The following is an 18,709-nucleotide window of genomic DNA, read 5'->3' on the forward strand; positions in this document are numbered from 1 at the left end:
GATGCTTTTGTATATATTCAATAAACTCGTTATCAAACTCCCACATCCGGTAGTCCGTGGTGAGCATGATGCCAGACTTTGGTTTTTTTCCCGTTTTCTTGCAAATAACTTCTTCAGCAATACGGTTAATCCAGAACCCAGGTTGTGCGGGCACGTCTTTGGGCAGATAATGCTTACTTGTTCCTTCATCACGGATGCTCGCGGTTGGAATTATAATATCACCAACATCAACATCATCATCAATACCACCGCACATTCCGAGCATTAAGACACATTCGAGTTTATCAAGATAAGACAAACAATGCATGATGATGCCAGCTGAGGGTGAACCAACCCCATGATTAATAATTGAGATATTTGACTTATTATCATGAACAACATTCCAGTAACCTGACTTAACTGGCGATGAAGTTATATTTGCAAAATCCTCAACATAACGCTGAAAATTACAGAGAAGAATATACGATCCAAAATCTTCAACCGACGAACCGGTATAGCGTTCCAAAGTATTGCGTGCGTAGCTATCCGGCCTTAATTGACTCGAGCTCATCAACCCTCCTTATTACCTTCTGACTTTTAAATAACGGCACGCCAATTGACAGCCCGCCAATAATACATTCAACAAATAAACGCATCGACTACGACTTACACGACACTCTATTAAACTTTGCACATTGACCTCACAAGGTTAATGCATTACCTTCAGGATACTATGAAACCATTAGACAGGATACCCAAATTCTACATACTGCTCATAGTTGTGACAGCCTGGATGTTTATTACTTCCATCTTTGGTGGCAACTCCCCGGGTACATGAACGACTCCGCCATTATCCTCTCAGTTTGAGACTACCAACAACTCGTCACCTGTCGTTAATTAACAATTTAAATTATTTTTTGTAAATGGAGGAATACCAAATGAGTATTGATGCATGTTTGAAATATGCAGACGAAGAACACATCTGTCCACACTGCAATACGAAGCTTAGTTGCTGCAACACTCCACCAATGCATGTCGGTGATGGTTTGGGCTGGGGCACTGACATTTTCTTTGTATGCTTAAACAACAACTGCTCCTTGTACGTCAATGGCTGGAAACATGTGGAAGAGCAATACGGCAAAGTATCTTCGTTCCGCTACATGAAACTTCCAAACGAAGAGAAGGGCTCACCGATGATGGTTGGCAGTCCAATAGCCTTTACTGGGTCTATTGTCGATTTTGAAGCGTTGAAGAAGAAAAGTACACGTTACCAGACCGAAAAAACGGCTATCGAAAAGCTCAAAACCTGTGTGCAGGAAAAAAATCTGGAACCGGTTCTTTTCCTTATAACCGATGAAGACTCAAACTTAGAAGAACGACGTAAAGCCTGCCAGTTATTAGAGGAAATTTGCGATATTTCATGTATTGATCCTATTCGCAACCACAAATTTCGTCATACCGAAATTCAACAAATTGCCAATATCGGCATCTCAAAAATGCTGAAGAAAACTTTCCAGAAGGAGTGTCCACACTGTGCTGAAATCATCAAAGCACAGGCAGCAATTTGTAAACATTGTGGCAAATAATTATTAATTCACACGGATAATACTTGCTATCCAATTCTCAATTTTGTATAACAGTTTTCGTTAATCGCAGTGGTGACAATTTTCCATATGGTGAGCGTAGCTCAGTTGGTTAGAGCGTCGGATTGTGGTTCCGAAGGTCGGGGGTTCGATCCCCCTCGCTCACCCCAGTAAATTCAAGGGATTTGGCAGAAATGTCAAATCCCTTTTTTTGTTTTGGGTGCCGATGGGGGGTCCATTACAAGCGGCAGAACCCACCTCTTTGCTCTTGCGCGAGCGAAAGACGAAGTCGAAAAAATAATTACCCACTGAAACCCATAGAATTCCGGATAACTGAACAGTTTTTCCGGAATATCCCGGTTAAGGCAACAATCACTTTTTCATCAAACCGACATAACCAACCGAAATATAAGGATTATTTTTTATTGAGAAGCAGGGAACAACTCTTGCAAGAAGTTACGTGAAATTATCTAATTTACCAATTCAGCAACTTTAAATATACTAAAAAAATGACAAATAAAGAGCGCAGACAGTTTCCTCGATACACGGTTCCAGGAAAAACCATAGCCATTACTCCGCATAATCTTGGTCAGGTTCTTGATATCAGTCTCGATGGCTGTGCAATTAAATATATTGGCGAAGATACTCTGCTGAACTCTAATGACTATATTGATATCCTGATGAAAGAAGCAAAAAACAAAGGGTTTTACCTGGAAAAAATTCCTATAAACATGGTCTGGGAAAACAGCCCTGACTTTTCAGCGTTTAGTACTATAGTTGTCAAAAAAGTTGGAATGAAGTTTAAAGAGTTATCAGCAATCCAACAGCAAGAACTGCAAATTTTTATCGAGAATTATGGTATTGCAGAGGCTTGAACAAACAAGTCGAAATTTGAGATATACAACGTAACTTCCCCAAAACAGCTACTTAAGATTAGTGCTAATCAGGAAAAAGATAACGCATTACTCCACCACCACCGAGATTTCTCCCACCGTCACGACGTCGCCTGATGTCAGCTGTGCCCCTCTACGTATCTCAACGTGACCGTTAACCCTCACATCACCACCTTGAATCATGACCTTGGCCTCACCTCCAGTCGAGGCAATATCGGCAAGCTTCAACAACTGCCCCAAACGTATGGTCGTGTCTCGTATTTTTATTTTTTTCATATTAGCGTTCTCGATAATTGGTTATAGTAATCCATGATATCCTTTCTTCCCACCACTTTAACAGAACTCAAAAGTTTAGAATGGCCACAACTTGACATCATACTGGTGACAGGCGACACCTATATCGACAGCCCCTATATCGGTGCTGCCCTAATCGGTAAACACCTTGTCTCCCACGGTTTCAAAGTAGGAATTATCGCCCAGCCAGATGTTAATTCGGAGGCCGACATAACCCGTCTAGGCGAGCCAAAACTGTTCTGGGGTGTGACCAGCGGCAGCATTGACTCAATGGTCGCCAACTACACCGCCTCAAAGAAACGGCGTAAATCCGATGACTTTACCCCAGGCGGCCTTAACGACAAACGTCCTGACCGGGCAGTAATCGCCTACACTAACCTGATCAGACGATACTTCAAAAACACTGCGCCAATTGTGCTAGGGGGGATAGAGGCTAGCCTCCGGCGCATAGCCCATTATGATTTTTGGACAGATAAGGTCAGAAAATCAATTTTATTTGATTCAAAGGCCGATATCCTCATTTACGGCATGGCTGAAAAGTCAATTTATCACCTGGCCAACAATTTACAAGCAGACAAATCGTCCAAAAATATACCCGGACTGTGTTACATCGACAGCTCAGCTCCAACTGATTTTATCGAACTGCCGACTTTTGACGAATGCACTACCGACAAAGATCAGTTCAGCCGGATGTTTAATGAATTCTACAAGAACAATGACCCCTTGACGGCATCAGGCCTTTACCAGCAATACGACAGTCGCTACCTGATTCAAAATCCTCCATCACCCCATTTATCAACTCATGAACTCGACAGCATTCATGAAATTAATTTTTCCCGTAATGTCCACCCCTATTATGCGAAGCTTGGTAAAGTTAAGGCCCAGGAGACCATTAAATTTGCCATCACAACACATCGAGGCTGCTATGGTGAGTGTAATTTTTGTGCTATTGCCGTCCATCAGGGCAGAACAGTTATCAGCCGTTCCAGTGAGTCTATCATCAATGAGGCCAAAAAACTTTCCGCACATCCAGAGTTCAAAGGAAATATCTCAGACGTTGGTGGACCCACAGCAAACATGTACGGTTATGAATGCAAACAAAAGCTTACGATTGGTGCGTGTAAAAACAAACGATGCCTGTACCCGCAGATCTGTAAAAACCTTAAAGCAAACCATAAACCCTACTCTAAACTTCTCGACTCCATAATGACCTTGCCCAACATTAAAAATGTTTTTGTTGCCTCCGGCATCCGCTATGACCTTCTTTCTTCCGACTCCAGTGGAGATCAGTGCCTCTCGCAGATCGTCCGGCACCATACCTCCGGCCAAATGAAAATTGCACCAGAGCATACAGTTGACAAAATTCTGGCCGTTATGGGTAAACCTGGCTCTTCAGAACTACTGAAGTTCAAGAAAAAATTTGATCAGTTATCGTCTGGTGCCGGCAAAAAGCAGTTTCTTACGTATTATTTTATAGCAGCACACCCTGGAAGTACACTGGAGGACATGACTAAACTCAAGAGTTTTTGCTTCAAAGAGCTGAACTGTTCGCCAGAGCAAGTCCAGATTTTCACACCTACTCCTTCAACATATTCAACGCTTATGTATTGGACCGAAAGAGATCCATTTACTGGCAAAAAATTGACGGTTGAAAAGAGTGCTGCTCGCAAGGAAAACCAGAAGACAACACTGACAAAAAAACCAGGTACTAAAAGTAATGGTATTGCTGGCCGAGGAAATGGTATAAAAATAAGAAAGTGGAAATAATACGGACGGGGATTTTCAATTATCGGAAAATTTTACCTTTAGAACTAAAATCTCGTCGAGACTGTCCAGAAAGCGATCCAACAGTGTCGCATCAAAATGAGTCCCCCTACCCTCACGAAGAATTTCAGTTGCTTTCTCAGTTGACATTGCCGCCTTATAAACACGATCGGAGGTAAGTGCATCAAACACATCACAGATAGCAGAAATGCGACCTTCAATAGGTATAGTATCACCAACTAATCCAAGTGGATACCCTCCACCACCAACCTTTTCATGATGGGTTCGCGCTATTGAGGCCCCCAGGTTAAGTAGTTCTGAGGTCGATCCTTTTAATATGCGATAACCAATTTCTGAATGTGTTTTTATTGTATCAAACTCTTCTTTTGTTAATGCTCCCGGCTTAAGCAATATCGTATCGGGGATTCCTATTTTGCCAACATCATGCAATGGACTGGCAATTCGTATTTGCTCACAAAAAACGGCATTAAGGCCTGACTTTCTGGCAAGAACCTCACAGTAATGGCCCATTCGGATCGTGTGCTGTGCCGTCTCATTATCACGAAACTCAGCAGCCTTAGCCAAACGAATAATTGTCTCTTCGCGGGAGTTACGAATTTCGACATCTGCAAGCTGTAACTTCTTGGTGCGCTCATAGACCAGCGCCTCAAGCCCATCACTGTAGAGATGGTTCTCTATCTCAAGCTCGCGCCTGCGCAAGGCATTTGAGATATTAATCAATAGTTCATTGCGCTCAAACGGCTTAATAATATAGCCGTATGCCCCGAGTTCCAGAGTGTTGACAGCCACTTTCCGGTCATCAACAGCAGTGGCCATTAGAACTGCAATGTTTCTATCCACTAGAAAAACTTCACGCAGGAGATCGATCCCTGTTTTATTAGGCATATTGATATCAGATATTATAAGGGAATATTCTTCCTTACCAAGAAGCTCCAAAGCTTCATCAACTCCCGAAGCCGTTTGGGTATCATATCCATCTGCCATGATAATCTGTGAGATGAGCTCGCGAATAGGTTCTTCATCGTCAACTATTAGAATTTTTTTGGTCGTATTACGATCAGCCATATAAATACTTTTTATCGTGAAGTTGTGTAGGCTTTGCTGTTTATAAAATTTCACAAAACAGTAATAAAAGTAACAATGAGTGCAAGCTATAAAACTAATGGCACTGAGGCCAACTCTTCAGCGCCATTTTCTTATTCTATGAGTTCAGGCAAAGCTTGTCAAAGATATTGATTTTTTTTTTGTATTTTTTTTACTGAAACCCTTCTTCCATACTCATCCGATTTACAGCTGGATGCTTTAACAGTCAGAAATATTTTGGCTCTCCTAACATCAGAACTCTTGATCTGCGGGAATGGCCGGTGGCACCATAAACAGATTTTTTTTGCAAATATCTATCCGGCGGGCCTGCCGGCAAGCTCATAAACAAGAAGTAGATCCGTACCAGGATAAATCACCTTTGCCTCATTAAGTTTATCGAATAATTTTTCCAATTCTCGATTCGCTGCCGGCCTTGACGCACTGTATACGCGAATTTTCAATTTCTTCTTTTCTGGCTCTGATGGAAACTAAGAGGGACACTTCCCATATTTGTTGTTGCACTCCGCACCCCGACTTGGTCGCCCTGCTTTTTTCACCCTGATCTTACGGTTCAGTTCATTTTCTATGGTATCGATAAAGCTCTCCTTGCTAAGCGTAACTTTGCGGATGGCGTCATTTTATGTCAGTTTTCATCGTCAAAAAAGACCACCGAACGGTTATTGCCACGCAGGGTGATGTGATGGGGATTCCCAGGGGCTATGATGCGGGCGATTCTTGGCATGTGGGGAAGGTAACTTGAAACAGAACAGGAGTGAAGAAATATGGGAAGTGTCCCTTTTCATCCAAAACGAAGTTCAGTCAACTTTTCACTTACACAATCACCTAACAACACGAAAACCCGGATAGCCAACTTTATAAACAGATGCGCGCACAATCAATTATTAAAAGCATAATCGGTCATTTGCTTGCGGTACAAACCATTCTCTATCCCCGGCGGCCTGGTTCAATCTATCTTTAATCTTGGCAAGATTACTTCTTCTCTCCAAAACATTCACATGAACGACTGCCAGACGCTTACATTTTACAGCACGGGCAAAATCGACAACATGAGCACTACTGCAGTGGCCTGGAATACTATCTTCAAATGAATAACACTCATGGACAACTAAATCACAATCCTGAGCCAATGCCACAGACGATGCGGTGGGACGCCCATCCCCGCTGTAAAAAAGCGCCTTCCCCTGACAACTAACCCGCACTGCCATAGCTGGCTGAGAATGATCAACAAGTGCGGCAGAGAGTTCAAACTCACCAATTGATGCGAGGTCTCCTGAACACATTTCAACGCACTCCACGTCAAACGAAAATTTTTTTCGACATAGAGGATATGCCATTTCCATAATCGCATCAAACTTGGCAGTTACTCCCTGCGGGCCATAAATATGTACCTCCCCCGCCCTTTTCATCGCATTCATTTGCAACAGCAGTAAAGGCAAGCCAAAAATATGATCACCATGAAAATGCGAGATCCATATCCCTTGTAACTCTTCAGGATCAGAACATTGGCCAAAATATTGATGTGCAGTCGTAAAACCGCAATCCAAAAGAAGCCCAGCCCTTCTCTTTGAATCAAAAACCAGAATTGAGGTATTGGGTTCAACAGGGTCACAGGCTTCACCAACACCAAGAAACAGTGCTTCCATCGATTAATCCTTTATGATCTTACGTTTATTCGGTATAGTGAGCTCTTGCCCTTTGAACCTCACCCAGCATCGCTGGGAGGATAAGACCTTTTTAGTTCAAAATCAATTTTATGCCTCTTTGGACTGTGCATTACAACGACACTTTTTCACCGATGTTATAACGAAGGGTGTTAACACGAGTAGCCATTAATGACTAATTGTAAAAATTTCTCGCCCAAACAGCAGCTACTTTACGCCAAATATCAGGCTCTGACGCGCTTTGCCAAAGTGGTTATGCAGTTAAGCGCCATTATCAGTGAGCCAACAACTGTCTCATCGTTGCTCCGCTGTTTGTACCGCTGCTCAATTGATACCGGCGTTAATCGCCAGAATTTTTCCCGTGAAATTCATAAATCAATTGAGTTACTCATATCGACTGAGCTTCTGAACAGTAAGCACGAATGCAACACCAGTATGGTTGAGATTATCTGTAGAGAAGCAGTGCACGAAAACTTCTTCAAGGCTCTGTCGGCAGCTGTAAAACAAGAGTTTATTGATACGATTACCAACGAACCAATCAAGAGCTCTTCTCCTGATTCAATATCCCGTGAGCTCCGAATCGATCTCTACAACAGCGACATCGACTCATTCCACAAACATCTCATAGGCTATTATCAAAAAAATCCTTCAGAGGAACATCCCATTGCGGCCATTTGCAATAATCCCTTTTCTGATACTTGGTTTGCAACACTGCCGGATCACGTCCAGCTTCTTGCCCTCAACGAAATACTTAAAGATGCCATTAATCAACTTAAACCAATTCACGATGTCCTTGCCTACCTGAAAACCCCTTCGCCTACTGGCGCCCCGGCTCCTATTTCACGCCACAGCTCTTTTTCCTATCTTTATATCTCGGCGTTATTGTTTCAGGGTGAGTCTGATGATGCCAGTAAATTTCTTGCAGATATCGCAGAACACGGACAAGCCTTTGGTCTTGATGGCTGGATCAAATTTATTCAGGGAGACATAAATGGCGCACGCACTTCATTTGAAACAGATATTGCTGCCCTAAAGACGGCAAACAACAACCAGCAGGCCTATTTCACCGGTTTTGAAGGAGTTATCTACTGTTTTGCCCACCTGCACGATGCAAAGGAGTTTCGCTTAAACTTTCTTCGAGAACTACAGATTTCATTAGACCATTTACAACCGGGTAATAATTTTAGACATACGTATGACACCATATATCAGATTGCGGATCTACAGGAAAGCCCATCCGAACATTTCACTGTGTTCAGTGATGCCTTTACTGATCCAACCAGCATTGACTGCCTGGTCACCGCCCTAGGGTCATTTTGGATTGAAAGTCGGCTCTCTCCGGCATTACAAATTAAGGCCGCCAACTTCTTCGAGGCCGCCCAAAAATCTGGTTTTAAGTGGATTGCCCGTGAATTTGCTGAAATTCTTTACCGCACAACCAGAGAACCGCAATACAAAAACTTCTTGAGCGATTTCAACGCAACCCACAAAGGCCAACCCCTGGTAGACTCGATTTCCTACGAACTTCCGTGGAAAAGAGCGCTTAAAAACCTGCAAAAATTATCTTTAACCCATAACCGATCCTTGCCGGTCAAGCAGACACGCTTAGTCTGGTATTTACGAACAAACTCCGATCAAATTACTGAGATCATACCAAAACTTCAGAAAATCAATCTTGATGGTCAATGGAGTGTAGGCAGAAGTATCGCCCTTCACAAACTGTCAGTACTCCATGAAACAACCTTTCTAACGGATCAGGACAAACAGATTTGTGCAACACTCAAACACGTTAAAGACTCGAAACATGGCCTCACCTACTCCTTTGATCTTGAGCAGGCGCTTATCGCCCTTATTGACCACCCATTAGCCTATCACCTGGCTCCGTACCCCGTGCAAGTTGAAGTCATCAAGCGCCAGCCGGATCTTCACATTCAGCAGGATCGCGACTTCATAAACATATTTTTCCTACCGTTCCCCGAAGAGAATCAAAGAGTTGTAACGCACTTTGAAACCCGTAACCGCCTCGGTATTTACTCGATTACACCTGAAATCCGAAAAATATCTGAAATCGTTGGCTCCTTCGGCTTACACGCCCCTGCCAACGAAAAAAACTCCTTCCTGCAGGTCCTTGGCAGTCTCGCCAACCACTGTAATATCCATACCAATTTCGATGCCGCCAGTCTTTCATTGGAAAGCATTGAAGCTGATCAACGCATCTACTGCCAACTCTCCCCTTCCGGCGCCGGCTTCAATGTTTCACTCCTCTGTAAACCTTACACAGATGGCAACCGATATTTTAAACCTGGAGATGGGGCTCAGGTAATTATCTCGAAATTAGACGGAAAAACCATACAGATAATTCGCAATCTTAAACTGGAAGAGAAAAATGCTCTCCTGGTGGAGCAATCCTGTCCGTCTCTTCAGGATAATGAAGTCGGAGAGTGGGAATGGAGCCTGCAGAGCTTGACTGATTGCTTACAACTTTTGGAAGAACTGGAACTGCTGACCGATAAAATTGTCGTTGAATGGCCTAAAGGCAAACGTTTAAAAATTATTCAATCCGTACATGCCAACCAGCTCATGCTTAAGATCAACAAGCGCCGAAATTGGTTTGAAATCTCTGGTGATTTGACCATTGATGAGGACACCGTCTTGAGCCTCAACGACCTTTTGGCCCGGATTAGGCAAAGCAAATCGAACTTTATCCCCCTGTCGGAAAACAACTACATCGCGCTGTCGTCCGAGCTAAAATCACATTTGCAAAAAATAAGCTCCATTGCCTGGAACGATAATGACACCTTACGATTCTCACCAGTTGCAGCTATGCTGCTGCACAACTCAGACTTCCCGGAAGACACACTTATTGCCGACAATCACTGGCACGACTTAAAATCAAAGATAGCCGAGTGCAACGATACTATTGCTCAACTGCCATCAACAATTAACACCACTCTGCGCACGTATCAAAAAACTGGTTTTGAATGGTTGTCAAAACTCGCCTATCTTGGCTTTGGAGCTTGCCTTGCCGATGAGATGGGCCTGGGAAAAACCATCCAGGCTTTATCGTTTATCCTTGATCAGGCCCCCAATGGTCCTTGCCTGGTTATCGCACCAACCTCTGTCTGTTTTAACTGGATTGATGAGGCGTCAAAATTCACACCCACACTCAACACAGTAACCCTACCGTCTTTCGGTCGCGAGAAAACTGTACGCAAACTTAAAAGCTACGATGTGCTCATCACCAGCTACGGACTGCTTCAGCAGGAACAAGAGCTTTTAAGTGAGGTCCAGTGGCAGGTTATCGCACTCGACGAGGCGCAAGCAATTAAAAACATGACCACGAAACGGTTTAAAGCGGCTTTAAGTTTAAATGGAAAACATCGAGTTGTAACCTCAGGCACTCCACTAGAAAACAATCTCGGTGAACTCTGGAGCATTTTTCGTTTTATAAACCCAGGGCTTTTAGGTTCCATATCACAGTTCAACAAACGTTTTGCCGGGCCCATAGAAAAAAACTCAGATCTACATGCCCAAAAACAACTCAAGAAAATTGTCTCACCTTTCATTTTACGCAGGCTGAAAACTCAAGTGCTTGAGGAACTTCCATCTCGAACCGAGGTGAACCTACAGGTACAACTTTCAGAGGAAGAGAAAACCTTATATGAATCGTACAGGAGGGAGGCCGTTGAAAACTTGACCAACGACACGTCCCCAAACGGTCATCGGCATATTAAAATCCTTGCCGAAATCATGAAACTCCGGCGCTTGTGCTGCAATCCAAATCTCATAGCGCCTGAACTGAAACTCAATAGCTCCAAACTCACAGTATTTGACTCGATACTCACCGACTTATTATCCGGTGGTCACAAGGTTCTTGTTTTCAGCCAATTTGTCGACCACTTAAAAATCCTCAGAAAATATATAGAGTCACGCAATATACACTATCAATATTTAGATGGGAGCACCTCGACAGCTCAGCGCAGAGTTTGTGTAAAGGCCTTCCAGGCTGGAGAAGGCGATGTCTTCCTGATCAGCCTCAGAGCTGGTGGCTTAGGCCTTAACCTGACCGCGGCAAATTATGTAATCCACATGGACCCATGGTGGAATCCAGCCGTAGAAGACCAGGCCTCTGACCGAGTTCATCGAATAGGGCAGAAACTTCCGGTCACAATTTATCGTTTAATTACACAAAACACTATCGAAGAAAAGATTGTTGAACTCCATCAGCACAAAAGAGAACTGGCAGAAAACCTTCTCAAAGGGACAGAACTTTCAAACAAAATTTCGTCCGACGAACTCATTAAAATTCTCAGCCACGAGACTATCTGATCTATTTTTTTATCCAGCATCACCCTTTGCCATAAAAATACTTGACTAATCTTGGGCTGTTAGGCCATATAAAAAAAACATGCTCATAAAGGAAATAAAAATGAAAAACCCAATCAAGTTACGTTTAGTATCTATATTGACAGCCGGCTTGCTTTCCTTACTGATTACGACACTATCACAGGCAGAGATTCGTTACGTTGTTGATGTTCTTGTTGTTTCATTACGTGAAGGCCCAGACAACTCTTTTGCTTCGTTGAAATCGCTCAAAACAGGAGACTCTTTCACACTTCTTGACGAACAGGAAAACTTCATTAAAGTTGAAACCAAGGAAGGTCTTGTCGGCTGGCTCCCAACCCAATACACGACTGCCAAGCCGCCAAAAGCATTTCTGGTAGACAAATTAACTCAGCAGGTTGAAAAAATTAGCAAAGATAAAGAAAACCTCGAAAATAAAACAAAACAATTAGCTGAGCAATTGGCCAGTAAAGAACAAAAAATCAACGAGGTCGAAAACAGGTATTCCTTAATCAAAAAAACTGAGAACTCGGACTTAATCTCCCTGCAAAAACAACTTGATGAAATCACTAAAGAGTATGAATCCTTAGTAAGTCAGTCGGAGACTACAATCAAAACTGCCAATGAACGTGATTTCCTTGCAAAAAATAATGCTGCACTGCTTGCAAAGGTTGCCTCTCTTGAAGGGGAGAACACAAATCTAGCCAACAAGCAGGCTCTTTACTGGTTTCTCGCTGGCGGTGGGGTGTTTATTATTGGTTGGATAATTGGCCGGGTATCATCGAGACGTCAACGCAATTCGTTGACCCTTTAACAGACTACGTTCAACTATTTTCATTTTTATCTTTACAGAGATCAATTATTTTAATTAACTATTATAGTTAGTTAATTAATTATGTCCGATCGACAAGATAAAGGCGTGGAGGAGATTAGTAAAATGGATGGACAAATTATGCCGGGGTGGTTCAGGCATCCAAAACTTGGCCTGATCAAGGTGATTACAAACGAAAACCAGGAATGGGTATACCAGTGTTTTTCTGATAGCGGCAGCAGGGCGCTATCGAAAGAAAAGAAACTAGACAGTTGGATATGGGCACTCTGCGAGCAGGATTTCACAACAAAATCATAACACGACTTAATCTCCGTATAATCAAAAAAAGGGGTACGAATGTCGTAAAAACCATTCATACCCCATTCTCATAACAACTAACTTTTTTATGACAATTTTGCCAGGGCTTCCTTGAGCCGGATCATACCCTTTTCCAAAACATCCATTGAGGTTGCAAAAGAAAACCGCACAAAATCATCGGCACCAAACGCTGCCCCCGGCACAGAAGCAATCAGGGCTTCGTCGAGCAAATAATCAGACATATCGACAGAGTTGCCAATGGTAGTGTCACCATATTTTCTGCCAAAATAATGTGAGAAATTGGGGAAGACATAAAAGGCCCCGTTTGGCTTTACACAGCTGACCCCCTCGATAGACTGCAACTCATCAAGAACATATCTGAGCCGTGGCTCAAATGACTCCTTCATCCTGACCGGGAAACCCTGGTCACCTGAAACAGCAGCCAGAGCCGCCTTTTGAGAGATAGAGCTTGGATTGGAAGTGCTCTGACTTTGAATTTTGTTCATTGCCGCAATAACATGCTTTGGCCCAGCGGAGTAACCAATGCGCCAGCCGGTCATAGCAAAGGATTTACTCACGCCATTAAGAATAATTATCTGATCCTTCAGTTCAGGAGAAATATCCAGAATATGCGGAAGTTTACCTTCCGAATAAACAATTGTGTCATAAATATCATCAGAGATCACGACTAAATTGTGTTTAAGCGCATATTCAGCCACGAGTGCCAGACCAGCTCTTGAAAAAATAGCTCCAGTAGGGTTGGAGGGGCTGTTAAGTATAATACCCTTGGTTTTGCTACTGACGCATTTATCCAGCTCTTCTTTGCGGATGTCAAAATTATGTTCTTCGCTTAACTGAAGGTAAACAGGCTTGGCACCTGCCAATTCGATTATTGGCGGATACGATACCCAATATGGCGTTGGGATTATAACTTCATCACCCGGCCCGAACAAGGCCTGTCCCATGTTGTAGAGGCCATGCTTGCCACCGCAGCAAACCTGAATCTGATCAGGCTCATACTGCCAGCCCTTGTCTTCAGCAAAACGGTGACAAATTGCTTCGCGCAGTTCAATAATACCAGGTACCGCTGTATAGCGCGTAAAACCTTCGTCAATTGCTTTTTTAGCTGCCAGGCACACATGTTCAGGTGTTTCAAAGTCAGGCTCACCAACACTGAAATTCAAAACATCGGAACCGGCAGCCCTCAGTGCCTTTGCCTTCGCATTGACAGCTAATGTCGGTGAAGGTTTAATCTGACGCATACGCTCAGCAACTTCTATTTGTGTCGCCATTTTTGTATATCTCCCAAGCCGGCCAGCCGCCGAAATTAACAGTTAAGAATAAATCTATAAATTATGAGTTACTTAATCCAAAGTTTTAAAGAAAACAATTAATAAAATACTTCAGTTAAAATCAACCCGTGCGCCGGAGCGGTTGCATCAGCACAAGATCTATCTTTTGAGGCAAAAACCGCTGCAAATTCATTGACCGTGCGTTTACCCTGGGCTGTTCTAATAACTGTGCCGACAATATTACGGACCATATGGCGGAGAAAACCATCGCCAGCAATTGTGATAGCATAGTGGCTCTCATGGGCGGGATCACATTTAATCTCTGCCCGAAAAATAGTTCGAACTGCCCCTCGACCACCATCAAAACTTCGATCTCGAGATCCGACCGCCTCAAAACTTAAAAAATCATGCTCTCCAACCAGCAAATCAAGACACTGCTGCGCTATATTCTGGTCAAAATCACCGGGGAAATGGGCCATATAAAGCCGATCGCCTGGATACATTATCGATGCGCAGCTAAATTTATAGCAGTACTCCTTGCCGACACAGCTGAACCGTGCGTGAAAATCATCCCTCTCTTCAGTTACAGCAAGAATTCGAATATCCCTTGGCAAAAGTCTATTTAAGCCTTTTAACAATCCATGGCTGGCAATTGCAGAATGCGTAGAAAAACTCGCAGCCATACCGAGGGCATGAACTCCGGCATCTGTGCGCCCTGCTCCGTGAAGAGTTATCGACTCCTGGGTCATAGTCTTGAGGCACCCTTCAATGACGCTCTGAATGGTGGAATCAGTAAGTTGTCGCTGCCAGCCGCAATAAGAACTCCCATCAAAGGCAATAATGAGCTTAAGACATCGCACAGACAACTTAGGCCTCTTTATGGAAAGAGAGGAACAGCCTCAAGACCGGAAGCCTCATCAAATCCACACATAATATTCATGTTCTGCACGGCTTGACCGGCAGCGCCTTTAACTAAATTATCTATGGCGGAAACGATAATTACCCGACCAGTACGAGGGTCATAGGTAGGAGCGATATCACAGAAATTACTTCCCCGGACATATTGCGTGGCAGGAAAACTTCCTCGCGGACAGATACGGACAAACCGTTCACCTGCGTAGAAATCAGTGTACAACGCCTGCAGTTTCTCGTTTGTAAGGTCACTGGTCACTGTGGCATAAATTGTGGTGAGAATGCCTCGAGACATGGGCACCAAATGGGGTGTGAAGGAGATTACAATCTCCTGGCCAGCTAACTCGCTCAACTCCTGTTCAATTTCAGGGGTATGCCTATGAGAGGCAACCTTATAGGCACGAAAACCGTCTGTAACTTCACAGTACAATGTTCCTACTTGAGCACTCCTCCCAGCGCCAGAAGTCCCTGACTTTGAGTCAACAATAATGGTCTTCACATCAACAAGCTTATTTTTCAGAAGAGGCGCTAATCCCAAAATCGTACTGGTAGGATAACAACCAGGATTGGCAATAAGTCGTGAACCCGGAATCGCATGTCGATGAATTTCGGGCAAGCCATAGACAGCTTCGGCCAGATACTCAACTGCGCAATGTACCTGATACCATTGCTCATAAACCTGGCTATCGTGAAGCCTGAAGTCGGCGCTCAAATCGACAACTTTTTTCCCTGCTTCAAGCAGCCCCGGAATAATATTCATAGCAGTCTGATGCGGAACAGCAGTAAAAAAAACATCTGCTTTAGCAGCAAGATCGGCACCTGTACTATTTTCACAAATTAAATCAGTACAGCCCGCCAGACTGGGGTAGACGTCAGAAAGCTTTTTACCGGCATACTGACGGGATGTAGCCACAGTCAGTTCAACGTTCCCGTGCCTGGAAAGTAAGCGGGCAAGCTCAACACCTGTATACCCAGACGCACCTATAATACCAACACGTGTCATTTTTTTATCCTCACAATAGTAGTGACTGAAAGCGTTAAGCCTTGAGCTGCTGCCCCTTGCAGTTGATGCATCGAATCGCCATTTGCATTCCAGTCATTTGCAGAAACAAAAACAGGGAAGAGCATAAATGCTCTTCCCTGTTGATACATACCAAGTAAAAATCTGTTTTTTAACGTTTCGAAAACTGAAAGCTGGCGCGAGCACCCTTCTTGCCATATTTTTTTCTCTCTTTAACGCGTGAATCACGTGTTAAGAAACCGGCTTTTTTCAGTGAACCTCTAAACTCAGCATCAACTTCTAAAAGTGCTCTGGAAATTCCATGACGCAGTGCATCTGCCTGAGCAGATTTGCCGCCACCTTTAAGCGTTGCCATAACATCATATTTCTCAAGGGTATCAGTAATAACAAAAGGAGAATCAACCTTCTGTTTGGTATCACCAATGTTGCCAAAATAGACTTCAGCATCCAACTTATTTACTTTAACATCACCTGAACCCGGCTTCAGCCAAACACGCGCCACAGCTGTTTTGCGTTTTCCGGTTGCATAGAAATTAGTATCTGCCATCGGTATTTTCTCCGTATCTATTATAATGCTAAGGTTTCGGGTTGTTGCGCTTCATGTGGATGCTCTACACCAGCATACACCTTAAGCTTCTTCAATTGCTGTCTGCCAAGAGAGTTCTTAGGCAACATTCCTTTGACAGCAAAAGTAAGCATATCTGTTGGTTTCTTTTCCAGCAACTCACTAGCCGTTGTTTCGGTTAAGCCACCCATATATCCGCTGTGACGATAATATTTCTTATCCTTCATTTTATTACCGGTAAGTTTAACCTTCTCGGCATTAACAACAACAACATAGTCGCCATTGTCCATAAATGTTGAATATGTAGGTTTATTTTTACCCCTGAGTATTGTCGCAATCTCAGAGGCTAAACGGCCAAGTACTTTCCCTTGAGCGTCAACTATAAACCATTTTTTTTCGATTTCATTGACCGGGGTCAAATAAGTTTTCATGGTGCACGCCTTTTCTATAATTTTTACGCCTTGCCGTTAACAGAAACTGAGCCGGGCAAAGAATTTAATTCAATGAAAAAAAGGTTCGAAGTGTATTCGAACCTTTTAAATATGGAGCGGGAAACGAGATTTGAACTCGCGACTTCAACCTTGGCAAGGTTGCACTCTACCACTGAGTTATTCCCGCATTCTTCAAACAAGCAATTCTCATCGCAGAAACGAAGATTATATACCCACATAAGGGTACAATGTCAACATAAAAACCTGTTTTTTTCTTTCAAAAAGATTATACGGTTCTATTAATCCTTTTTTTAATAATCAAGTTGATTCTTTGATTGCCTCACTGTTATATTTTATATGCACTACTTGCCCAGTATATTTTATAAGACACATAGCCCGACTGAGTTCGCACCTCTTTTTATTACGAATATGCGCTAACCAAGGAGACCAAATGCCAGCTGCATCTCAACGTAAAAGCACCATTAAACGAACCACCAAAGAGACTGACATCGACCTCACTCTTTCAATAGATGGTTCAGGTAAAGCCGACATCGCGACCGGTGTTCCTTTCATGGACCATATGCTTACCTTATTTGCCGTGCATGGCTTTTTTGATCTCACCGTTAAAGCCTCTGGTGACACAGCGGTTGACGACCATCATACCGTAGAAGATTTAGGTATCTGTTTAGGTCAGGCGGTTAAAAACTCTCTTAATGAGTACAACTCCATAAAACGCTATGGTGAGTTCTCCGTACCAATGGATGAAGCATTAGTCAGAGCGACAATGGATCTATCAAACCGCCCTCACCTGCACTACGAGGTGACAATTCCTGAACCTAAAGTTGGCACTTTTGACACCGAACTTGTCAAAGAGTTCCTGAGGGCCTTTAGTCTGCACGCCGGCATGACTCTCCATATTGATATGATTCGCGGTGAAAACAGCCACCATATTATTGAGGCAACTTTTAAGGCCGTGGCCAAGGCACTCGACATTGCAACCACCATCGATACCCGTGTGAAGGGCGCCCTATCCTCAAAAGGAACTCTATAATTTTACTACCAACCCAGGTGAAACCATTGAAACAGTTACGTTCATCCATCCTGCTCAGCTTATGTATTCTCACTGCCTGTGTTGCAAAAGATACCGACACCACAGAGATTCAGCAAATAGATAGACAGATTTCTACTATCGCAATACTACCAGTTGTTTCTGTTGCGGAAAAATCAGATTCATTCTCTTATAGTCAGCTGAAAAAACAGGAACGCGGCGTCGAGGTGCTCACCGAAATAGTCTATGATTATTTTACTGATTACAACAACATTACAATCCTTAACGATGAAAAGGTCGACTCATTTGATGTCAGTTATACCGCCAACCGGACTGCTCAGGCACTTTCCATTGCCAAAAATTTAGGTGCGGATGCCGTCATGACAATTAACATGAACCGCTACATTGACCGTGATGGTGGCAAATATTCCGTTCAACACCCCGCCTCGGTCTCATTTGATTACCGACTTATGCATGCCGGCAACGGCCAGACGCTGTGTTCCGGGGTTTATGACGAAACCCAAAAATCATTAACCGATAATCTGCTGTCCTTTAAAAGTATCTTCAAACGTAAACTCCAATGGGTCACTGCTGAAGAGCTCGCCCGTGAAGGCATATTTGCCACGTTTGGAGACTGCAAATACCTTTTCAAACCAAAACTCGATTAA

The 18,709-nt window shown here is 43.3% G+C and carries 17 protein-coding genes and 2 tRNA genes; 9 read left to right on the forward strand and 10 right to left on the reverse strand.

The genetic code is table 11. The features are described from left to right. Positions 1 to 550: AMP nucleosidase (locus HQK80_05575; GenBank protein MBF0221686.1), on the reverse strand; the 550-nt coding region annotated here is incomplete at its 3' end. A gap of 367 nt (positions 551 to 917) precedes the next feature. Here HQK80_05575 and HQK80_05580 point away from each other — a divergent pair. From HQK80_05580 to HQK80_05590, 3 genes are all read left to right on the forward strand, one after another. Further along, a complete protein-coding gene (locus tag HQK80_05580) occupies positions 918 to 1,565 on the forward strand; it encodes a zinc ribbon domain-containing protein (protein ID MBF0221687.1) in 648 nt (215 codons plus the stop codon). 90 nt (positions 1,566 to 1,655) lie between these two features. Continuing rightward, positions 1,656 to 1,732, forward strand: a tRNA-His gene (locus tag HQK80_05585). Between the two features lie 339 nt (positions 1,733 to 2,071). Continuing rightward, positions 2,072 to 2,437 (forward strand): PilZ domain-containing protein, encoded by a 366-nt coding sequence (locus tag HQK80_05590; protein MBF0221688.1) that lies wholly within the window; start codon positions 2,072 to 2,074, stop codon positions 2,435 to 2,437. Positions 2,438 to 2,524: 87 nt separating this feature from the next. Here the strand turns inward: HQK80_05590 and HQK80_05595 are convergent, their stop codons facing one another. Continuing rightward, positions 2,525 to 2,731 carry an RNA-binding S4 domain-containing protein gene (locus HQK80_05595; protein ID MBF0221689.1) on the reverse strand — a complete coding sequence of 69 codons (207 nt, stop codon included), beginning with the start codon at positions 2,729 to 2,731 and terminating at the stop codon, positions 2,525 to 2,527. A 36-nt stretch (positions 2,732 to 2,767) separates the two neighbouring features. Here HQK80_05595 and HQK80_05600 point away from each other — a divergent pair, with 36 nt between their 5' ends. Beyond that, positions 2,768 to 4,516: a YgiQ family radical SAM protein gene (locus HQK80_05600; protein ID MBF0221690.1), complete on the forward strand. Its 1,749-nt coding sequence runs from the start codon at positions 2,768 to 2,770 to the stop codon at positions 4,514 to 4,516. A 15-nt stretch (positions 4,517 to 4,531) separates the two neighbouring features. Here HQK80_05600 and HQK80_05605 read toward each other — a convergent pair whose 3' ends face one another. Continuing rightward, positions 4,532 to 5,599 (reverse strand): response regulator, encoded by a 1,068-nt coding sequence (locus HQK80_05605; GenBank protein ID MBF0221691.1) that lies wholly within the window; start codon positions 5,597 to 5,599, stop codon positions 4,532 to 4,534. A 920-nt stretch (positions 5,600 to 6,519) separates the two neighbouring features. Beyond that, a complete protein-coding gene (locus HQK80_05610) occupies positions 6,520 to 7,281 on the reverse strand; it encodes a ribonuclease Z (GenBank protein MBF0221692.1) in 762 nt (253 codons plus the stop codon). 189 nt (positions 7,282 to 7,470) lie between these two features. On the opposite strand from HQK80_05610, the gene HQK80_05615 reads away from it, so the two are divergent. The 3 genes from HQK80_05615 to HQK80_05625 all read left to right on the forward strand — a co-directional run bounded on the left by HQK80_05615 (position 7,471) and on the right by HQK80_05625 (position 12,772). Beyond that, on the forward strand, positions 7,471 to 11,628 hold the full coding sequence (locus tag HQK80_05615) for a hypothetical protein (protein MBF0221693.1): 4,158 nt from the start codon (positions 7,471 to 7,473) through the stop codon (positions 11,626 to 11,628). A gap of 100 nt (positions 11,629 to 11,728) precedes the next feature. Beyond that, complete coding sequence (locus HQK80_05620; protein ID MBF0221694.1) at positions 11,729 to 12,457, forward strand: TIGR04211 family SH3 domain-containing protein; 729 nt, start codon at positions 11,729 to 11,731, stop codon at positions 12,455 to 12,457. Positions 12,458 to 12,580: 123 nt separating this feature from the next. Beyond that, positions 12,581 to 12,772: a hypothetical protein gene (locus tag HQK80_05625; protein ID MBF0221695.1), complete on the forward strand. Its 192-nt coding sequence runs from the start codon at positions 12,581 to 12,583 to the stop codon at positions 12,770 to 12,772. Positions 12,773 to 12,858: 86 nt separating this feature from the next. On the opposite strand, the gene HQK80_05630 is transcribed toward HQK80_05625, so the two are convergent. The 6 genes from HQK80_05630 to HQK80_05655 all read right to left on the reverse strand — a co-directional run bounded on the left by HQK80_05630 (position 12,859) and on the right by HQK80_05655 (position 17,180). After that, entirely contained in the window at positions 12,859 to 14,064 is a 1,206-nt protein-coding gene (locus tag HQK80_05630) for a pyridoxal phosphate-dependent aminotransferase (GenBank protein ID MBF0221696.1), read from the reverse strand. Between the two features lie 98 nt (positions 14,065 to 14,162). Continuing rightward, positions 14,163 to 14,924 (reverse strand): tRNA pseudouridine(38-40) synthase TruA, encoded by a 762-nt coding sequence (gene truA / locus HQK80_05635; GenBank protein MBF0221697.1) that lies wholly within the window; start codon positions 14,922 to 14,924, stop codon positions 14,163 to 14,165. A 17-nt stretch (positions 14,925 to 14,941) separates the two neighbouring features. Beyond that, the gene (locus tag HQK80_05640; protein ID MBF0221698.1) at positions 14,942 to 15,979 is read right to left on the reverse strand and encodes an N-acetyl-gamma-glutamyl-phosphate reductase; all 1,038 of its coding nucleotides are present in this window, start codon (positions 15,977 to 15,979) and stop codon (positions 14,942 to 14,944) included. Positions 15,980 to 16,148: 169 nt separating this feature from the next. Then, complete coding sequence (gene rpsI, locus HQK80_05645; protein MBF0221699.1) at positions 16,149 to 16,544, reverse strand: 30S ribosomal protein S9; 396 nt, start codon at positions 16,542 to 16,544, stop codon at positions 16,149 to 16,151. Between the two features lie 20 nt (positions 16,545 to 16,564). Then, the gene (rplM, locus tag HQK80_05650) at positions 16,565 to 16,993 is read right to left on the reverse strand and encodes a 50S ribosomal protein L13 (GenBank protein MBF0221700.1); all 429 of its coding nucleotides are present in this window, start codon (positions 16,991 to 16,993) and stop codon (positions 16,565 to 16,567) included. Positions 16,994 to 17,105: 112 nt separating this feature from the next. Continuing rightward, positions 17,106 to 17,180 (reverse strand) — tRNA-Gly (locus HQK80_05655). Between the two features lie 264 nt (positions 17,181 to 17,444). Between HQK80_05655 and hisB the strand changes: the two genes are divergently transcribed. Both hisB and HQK80_05665 read left to right on the forward strand, forming a co-directional pair. Then, entirely contained in the window at positions 17,445 to 18,044 is a 600-nt protein-coding gene (gene hisB, locus HQK80_05660) for an imidazoleglycerol-phosphate dehydratase HisB (GenBank protein MBF0221701.1), read from the forward strand. 26 nt (positions 18,045 to 18,070) lie between these two features. Continuing rightward, entirely contained in the window at positions 18,071 to 18,709 is a 639-nt protein-coding gene (locus tag HQK80_05665) for a hypothetical protein (protein MBF0221702.1), read from the forward strand.

The organism is Desulfobulbaceae bacterium (assembly GCA_015231515.1).
Classification (GTDB): Bacteria; Desulfobacterota; Desulfobulbia; order Desulfobulbales; family VMSU01; genus JADGBM01.